Source organism: Vibrio qingdaonensis (genome assembly GCF_026191675.1).
Classification (GTDB): Bacteria; Pseudomonadota; Gammaproteobacteria; order Enterobacterales; family Vibrionaceae; genus Vibrio; species Vibrio qingdaonensis.
The window spans coordinates 1-6,532 of record NZ_JAKRRY010000073.1; the positions used below are offsets into that span (position 1 = coordinate 1).

A 6,532-nucleotide genomic window follows, 5' to 3' on the forward strand; every position below is an offset into this window, starting at 1 on the left:
AAGTTCACAGCCTTTGATGTCTGGTTGATAAAACCAGCCGCGCTTGAAGTTAAAGTACAACTCTGGTATCACACTGCGGTGCGTTTCATCGGGATAAGCAAAGCTGGCCATAAACACCACACGCCACTGCTTGTCATGACGCTCTAAACGCACTTCAACAGGATGAGTGCCACGACGAGTTTGATAGTAAGGCGTATGACGAAAGTTCATGGAGAGCTTATCGACGTTGATAGGTATTGGGGCACTGTCCAGCGCCGCACTTAAACACTCAACCAATGAAGGTAATAAAGTCACCTCATTGTCATAGCAAGACGCAACAGTATTCATCACAACCACCCTCGCTCGGCAAAAGACACGCTTTCTTTGCCAATCACAATGTGATCTAACACACGTACATCAATCAACGCTAAGGCATCGACGAGACGGCGGGTGATCTTTCTATCCGCTTGTGAAGGCTCAGCGACACCCGATGGGTGATTATGTGAAAAGATAACCGCTGATGCATTATGCTTAAGCGCGGCTTTCACGACTTCACGGGGTACACGGAAGCGGCATCTACCGTACCTTGAAACAGCTCTTCAAAGGCTATCAGTTGATGTTGGTTATCCAGAAACATCACGGCAAACACTTCACGCTCATAATGAGCGAGTTTACAACCGAGAAACTGTTTAACATTATTGGGATTTGTGTAGGTATCACCGACTTCAAAGCTTTGAGCTAATATATCAGCGGCTTTTTCGAGTACTTGCATGGCCGTAACAGGCGCAGGAAACTCATAGATTGCAATGGGTAATTGGGTAGGCATAGGTCAATCCTCTTAGGTTACAGGCACAAAAAAGCCCGCAGCGCATAAGAGCGTTACGGGCGATTAAGAATAGAGATACACCTAGGTAATATAGACCTGTGATTTTTTGATAATGATAGTGACTACTGTAACGGAAGTAACTTACCTCGAACACCACAGTGGGGGCACTTCGTGAGTTTCAATAAACAAAATGAAAAGACTTCTATAGTGGTTTTTTTGCCGCAAACTTGACACATTAACATCTTATCATTCGGCTTAAACATTACCGATCACCAAAATTTAAACTTCTTTGTTACCCAACTAAGGGCGCTAGGAAGAGAAGCGATAATGATATCAGAAGCTACATCCTTAGCGCTATCAAACGCATCCCCCATAAAGCTTTTCATTGATTCCCAAAGTCCCTGTTCAGCAGCTATTCGTGTTTCTGAGGTTACATTTTTATCATCGACTTCTCTTGTGATTGCATACTTTTTTTCATTAGGCAACACGCTGACGATTTTATTGACAAGGCCATCCAAGTTAAATGAGCGATAAGCTTTCGTATCATCATCATACTCTGTAGCAACAGATGATATATACCGAGTAGACAGATCGAACTCATTTGATAACAAATTTTCTTTTTCCAGAATAGCTTGAACAAGTTTATCGGTAGGCCTGAAGTCATCATCATCCCAGAACTTTTTATGTGGTGTACCCATATTATCCTGTTTTGATAATATAACCATCGTTGGCATTCTTTCACGCTCAGGCTTCAAAAGCTGCTCATATATTGCAATATCAGGTGCATTTGCACGGTCATTAGCAGGAATAATCCACAAAGCCAGGTCAACATCACTCAATTCTTCTTCGTACATTTTGAGAAATTGAGCTTCATTTTCTTTATTAAGATCAGCTAAGCCCGGAAAGTCGATTAATGTGATACCTTCATAATCAAAATAATTGACTTCTTTTGTTCCAGTACCAATATCACTTACCGTTGAAACAGACTCCCCAAAAAGAGCGTTGACTAAGCTTGATTTTCCCGCTCCAGACTTCCCCATTATCGCTACTTTAGGCTTAAAATTTCTCACCTCTGCAACAAAAGCTTTAAGAGATTCAACTGAAGGTTTTTCGTTATTTTTTATTATCATCGTACTTACTAGCCTCACATTAATTGGTTACTTCAAAAGATTCATTGCCAAGATTGGTGTGAACCTTTACTTCTAATACATCCTCAATTGAGCATCGAAACCCCACAGCTTTCTTTTGGCCAAATTGCAGTGAGCTAGGAAAAAAACTAAGTGGCCTACCATCCAGTGTTTTACTCATCGTTGGACAGTGCCCTCTATTGATAGTGACTCCTTGCAAAGTAACGGAATCAGTCACAGCTTGAATAATCAGAGTCGGGATTGGAACTTGGCGAAGCGTAATATCTCTTGCATAAGTCGTTTTTAGAGAGATCGAAACTAAACCTGTATTGCTATACGTAGTATCCACTTCAGAAGTATGAGTTTGTTGGTTGTCCGTTGCTTTAGGCTCTTGAGGGGAACGATTTTGATTCGCTACTGAGAGAAAGTTGTCGCTGCATTGTGTAAACTCCCCTTGATATTCAAATAGAGCAATATCAAGGTCATATTTTCCTACTTGGCAATACTGCCCATTAACCTTTGAATAAATGTCATAAATACATCCTTGACTACCGCAAAAGTACGAACTGTAAGCTGCGTAATCTAAGACGCCGTCATCGTTAAAATCAGCCGCTTGTATCGTTACTTTTATGCTTTCATCATTAACGACTTCATTAGCTACTCGCCACTGCTGCTCAATATCACTCTTAATTGATGCGTTTGCGGCTGGTAGGATAAATAAAAATAAAGTTATCCATAAACCTGACCTTTTCATTGGAACCTCTTACACCTAAATTAAAAGTAAGCAGGCTACATATTGGCTTTGCACTATTTGCAAACACTGACGTTGAAGATTTAAGTTGTGATTAACATCACGATTAATCATCTCATCCGTCGTAAAAAACCAACTTTGCATAATGTGCAAAGTCAGTCATTATTCTGGGAAGCCATCTTTGAAATAGAAAGTGGCACTTCTTTGGCCGATAAACACCCAATCAAAACGATGGAGCTCTTACTGACTCTTTGTGATGTCATTCCCAAGCACACATCTCAACCATTAGGCTACCAAGCTCTTGCTGATACTGTCATCTCTCGTGGTACATCTGCGAGTTATCACTCCGTTAGGCGGATATTAAAGAATAGACGCCTACAAGAATTACTAGATATTGAGGTTCTGACGGTGGGAACCTCTCATGCTGTGCGATATCGTGCTAATTATCTAGAAGGCTTTCCCCATGCGGCTCTTGTCGCCTACTTATCCTCAAACATGCTTCTTCATTATTTACCAGACAAAGTAAGGAGTCGTTTCCTTGAAGCGATTTCTCCTTATCTTGATCAGTTTGAAAAGCTGCATGATGGGAATCGAGATAAGCGCTGGTTAAATAAACTACCCGTCGATAAAAAAAGTGCTCACCATTGGTCCAAGCAGGCAATGACGCCAGAGCTTGATAGTATTCTTGGTGCTTTATATACCGAGCAATGGTTAGAAATTACTTATCAGACAGAAACGAACAGCACACCTTTGACTGAAGTCATTTGGCCTATTCACTTAAACCTTGATGAGCCAGAGGGTGTAAAGCTCTGTTATTCTCGTAATCAAGCACAGAAAGCAACGACGAGCATCCCTCTCGCTCTGATATCTCACGCTAAGCGTCAATATTACTCGTAAAGTTCTGGTTGGCTATATGTGGCAGTATGCTAGCCGTCTAGCTAAACGTTAATCGGTTCTACTCATAAACCTAGTAGCTAACTAAGTCGGAGTAATCAATGTATAATCAGAGTTCTGACTCAATAACAAATAGAAAAGCCATGTGTACTGATACTAAGTGGGGGATGACTCCCAATATTCCTCTTGCAAAGCAGCTAGCAAAACGTGATGTCCCTTCTTTGGTGTATAACGCTGTTAATCTCGAAGGCGTTGCTATGACGTTACCGGAAGTGCAAACAATTCTTGATGGGGTAACGGTTGGTGGGCATAGGATCAGCGATCAAAACATGGCTCAAAATCAAGCCAAGACTTGGCAGTGTATTTTTGAGTTAATTAATAATGGCAGTTTTTCATTTACTAAAGAAACTGCTTTGTCGCTTCATTCTATTGCTGCGGAAGAGGAGGCGTTGGAATGGGGAAAATTTCGTACAGGGTATGTGTCTATTACAGGCTCAGAGTATGAACCACCAGATCCAACTGAGTTAGATGTAAAATGGTTAGAAATGGAAACAAATGTTTTCGAACCACTCGATGTTTACGATCGAGCTATCACGGCTTTCTTACAAATGGCTAGAAACCAATTCTTTTGGGATGTGAATAAGCGAACGGGGCGCTTTATGATGAATGGGATTTTATTAAGTAAAGGCTATCCGATTATTAATGTCCCAGCTAAAAGGCAGCAAGAGTTCAACACATTGATGTTGGACTTCTACACAACGAACAATATGCAACCGATGAATCAATTTTTACGTAGTTGTATTGATAAAAAATTGATGAAGAATTTTCAGGTGGGCAATCTCTAGTCACAATTGTGCTACGATGTTTTAAAAACTTCGTCCTCGAACCCAAAGTCGTACCCCGTTGAAGCTTCCTTTATAGGGCATGGTGCGACGGACAATTTTAGGCAAGAAGAGCAAATCTAATTGTCGTTACATACTCATGAGCAATGAGTTTTCTAGACTTAGTTGCTGCTAAACGTGGTGTTTATCAGCTCAATGATGCGGCAGATATTAAAACGAAAGCTCCCCTTCAACTTTGTTTTGAATCATTCGATGAAATTAAAAAGTTAATCTACGATGAGATTTTAGAGACTGTTTTTCAAAAATATCCACGTAAATTTGAACATGTAGTAACCCAGTAGGAACGCATGGGTGATCGCGGGCAGATTCAGGTGAAGTCACTCAACCCTCAAATGATGACGGAATACAGAAATGTGAATGGCACTACCGCTCTCGTTACGATTGGTAGGCACCACTCCGTCATTGGAAGCATTGAGACGCAAGTACGTAGAATGGATGTTTCAGAGTTTTATGAATACTGTGAGATTTTAGGCTTAGAGCCCAGAGATTGCTTTCAGTTTATTAAAGCTTGGAAGACTAAGAAAAATATGTCGACTGGCAAACTGTTTTAATCATTCTATAGTTCAGTAGTAAAATATCAGGGCTATCTAAATGTGCTCTTCTAACTTAAGCTCTAGCCCTGATCCAAAAAAGGAGCTGTACAACAATGCAACTGCCTGATGTTCAGTGTTTCAATTAGGTCATTTAATCGTAGCCTTATCGATATGATCGCTCCACCACTGCATCATTTCTCGTCGTTGCTCTACGTATTGAGTGCGATTGTACGCCGCTCTTACTTTATCCTTATCTGCATGCGCTAATGCCGCTTCCACCAAATCTCCATTAAATAGAGGTTGTTCGTTCAATGTTGTACTGGCTAACGCTCTAAGCCCATGCGACACCAACTGTCCTTTGAACCCCATACGCTTAATGGCCATGTTAGCTGTCTCACTACAACAGTGACGACTCGTATCTTTATAAGAAGCAAAGACATACTCACTTACGCCGTGTCCTGTAATGCACTTCATCTCTTCTAGCAATACTAGGGTTTGTGTCGTCAACGGCACAATATGATCGCGTTTTTTCTTCATTCTTACCGCAGGGATAGACCAAGTCTTGTTTATCCAATCAATTTCCTCCCAACGCGCCCCAGCGGCCTCACTCGGTCGAACCATGGTGTGAAGCTGCCACTCAATCAAACAGCGCGTGGTAAAGTGAATACGAGCGCGAGAAAGACTCTTCATGAACTCGGGTAACATTTCAGGCGGTAACGTCTTCATATTCTCAGGTTGTGGTTTTCTGAAGGCTTCTTTAATATCCGTCAATCGATTGAATTCAATCAGTCCACTGTTACGAGCAAACTTCATTATCTCATTTAATTTTTGGCATAAGCGTCGCAAGGCTTCTAGATTGCCTTTACGCTCTAGCAGCCTTAAGGTTTGAATAGCCAATTGTGGAGAAAGCTCAGAGACAGGCACGTGGCCTAGAGAAGGGAAAACATGCAGTTCTAAAGAGCGTAGAATATCGTGAGTGTGCTTTTGAGAAATACTACCTTGTTTCACCAATAACCATTCTTTAGCCACTTTCTCAAGTGTTGAGTTTAAACGTAATTGCTCTTGTGCAGATTGTTGATCTCGATGAGACTTAGGATCTTTACCTTGCTCAATCAATGAGCGAGCTTCACGTGTTCTTTCACGCGCTATTTTTAAGGATGTGTTTGGGTAAGTGCCTAACGTCAGGTTGATACGCTTAGCGAGTACAGGGTGGGTATAGTTGAGGAGCCAGGTCTTAGTGCCGTTCGCTTTGACACGAAGGCGCAAACCGTTGCCGTCAGACAGGATGTATTCCTTGCCTTTCGGTTTTGCATTTTTGATTTGAGTTTCTGTCAGAGGTTTGACTTGTTTTGCCATGATGGTACACCGTTAAATTGAACACAGTGACAATGTACCCAATGGTGTACCGTCCAAACCACGTGACCCAGCGATGCTATTCGTCATAAAGCGACGCACAGACCTAGATAACATGGGATTTCAGGCAAAAAAAAGACGTCCTAAGACGTCTTTCTTCAATGGTT

At 41.5% G+C, this 6,532-nt stretch carries 8 protein-coding genes and 1 pseudogene; 4 read left to right on the forward strand and 5 right to left on the reverse strand.

The window, feature by feature from the left end; genetic code table 11:
- The 4 genes and pseudogenes from MD535_RS24780 to MD535_RS24795 all read right to left on the reverse strand — a co-directional run.
- Positions 1-327, reverse strand: a 327-nt coding sequence (locus MD535_RS24780; RefSeq protein ID WP_265677929.1) for a DUF2787 family protein, incomplete at its 3' end; no start/stop codon positions are given.
- Positions 327-805 (reverse strand): annotated as a pseudogene (gene radC, locus MD535_RS24785) (RadC family protein). The pseudogene radC and the gene MD535_RS24780, both read right to left, overlap by 1 nt.
- A gap of 269 nt (positions 806-1,074) precedes the next feature.
- Positions 1,075-1,953, reverse strand: coding sequence for a GTPase family protein (locus tag MD535_RS24790; RefSeq protein WP_265677930.1), 879 nt, complete (start codon positions 1,951-1,953; stop codon positions 1,075-1,077).
- A gap of 1 nt (position 1,954) precedes the next feature.
- Complete coding sequence (locus MD535_RS24795; RefSeq protein WP_265677931.1) at positions 1,955-2,686, reverse strand: hypothetical protein; 732 nt, start codon at positions 2,684-2,686, stop codon at positions 1,955-1,957.
- Between the two features lie 87 nt (positions 2,687-2,773).
- On the opposite strand from MD535_RS24795, the gene MD535_RS24800 reads away from it, so the two are divergent.
- The 4 genes from MD535_RS24800 to MD535_RS24815 all read left to right on the forward strand — a co-directional run bounded on the left by MD535_RS24800 (position 2,774) and on the right by MD535_RS24815 (position 5,030).
- A complete protein-coding gene (locus MD535_RS24800; protein WP_265677933.1) occupies positions 2,774-3,580 on the forward strand; it encodes a hypothetical protein in 807 nt (268 codons plus the stop codon).
- Between the two features lie 98 nt (positions 3,581-3,678).
- Positions 3,679-4,422: a Fic family protein gene (locus tag MD535_RS24805; protein WP_265677934.1), complete on the forward strand. Its 744-nt coding sequence runs from the start codon at positions 3,679-3,681 to the stop codon at positions 4,420-4,422.
- 143 nt (positions 4,423-4,565) lie between these two features.
- Positions 4,566-4,760, forward strand: coding sequence for a hypothetical protein (locus MD535_RS24810; protein WP_265677935.1), 195 nt, complete (start codon positions 4,566-4,568; stop codon positions 4,758-4,760).
- A gap of 6 nt (positions 4,761-4,766) precedes the next feature.
- A complete protein-coding gene (locus tag MD535_RS24815; protein WP_265677936.1) occupies positions 4,767-5,030 on the forward strand; it encodes a hypothetical protein in 264 nt (87 codons plus the stop codon).
- Positions 5,031-5,159: 129 nt separating this feature from the next.
- Here the strand turns inward: MD535_RS24815 and MD535_RS24820 are convergent, their stop codons facing one another.
- Positions 5,160-6,368, reverse strand: a complete 1,209-nt coding sequence (locus MD535_RS24820; protein WP_265677937.1) for an integrase arm-type DNA-binding domain-containing protein — start codon at positions 6,366-6,368, stop codon at positions 5,160-5,162.
- Positions 6,369-6,532 lie beyond the last annotated feature (164 nt).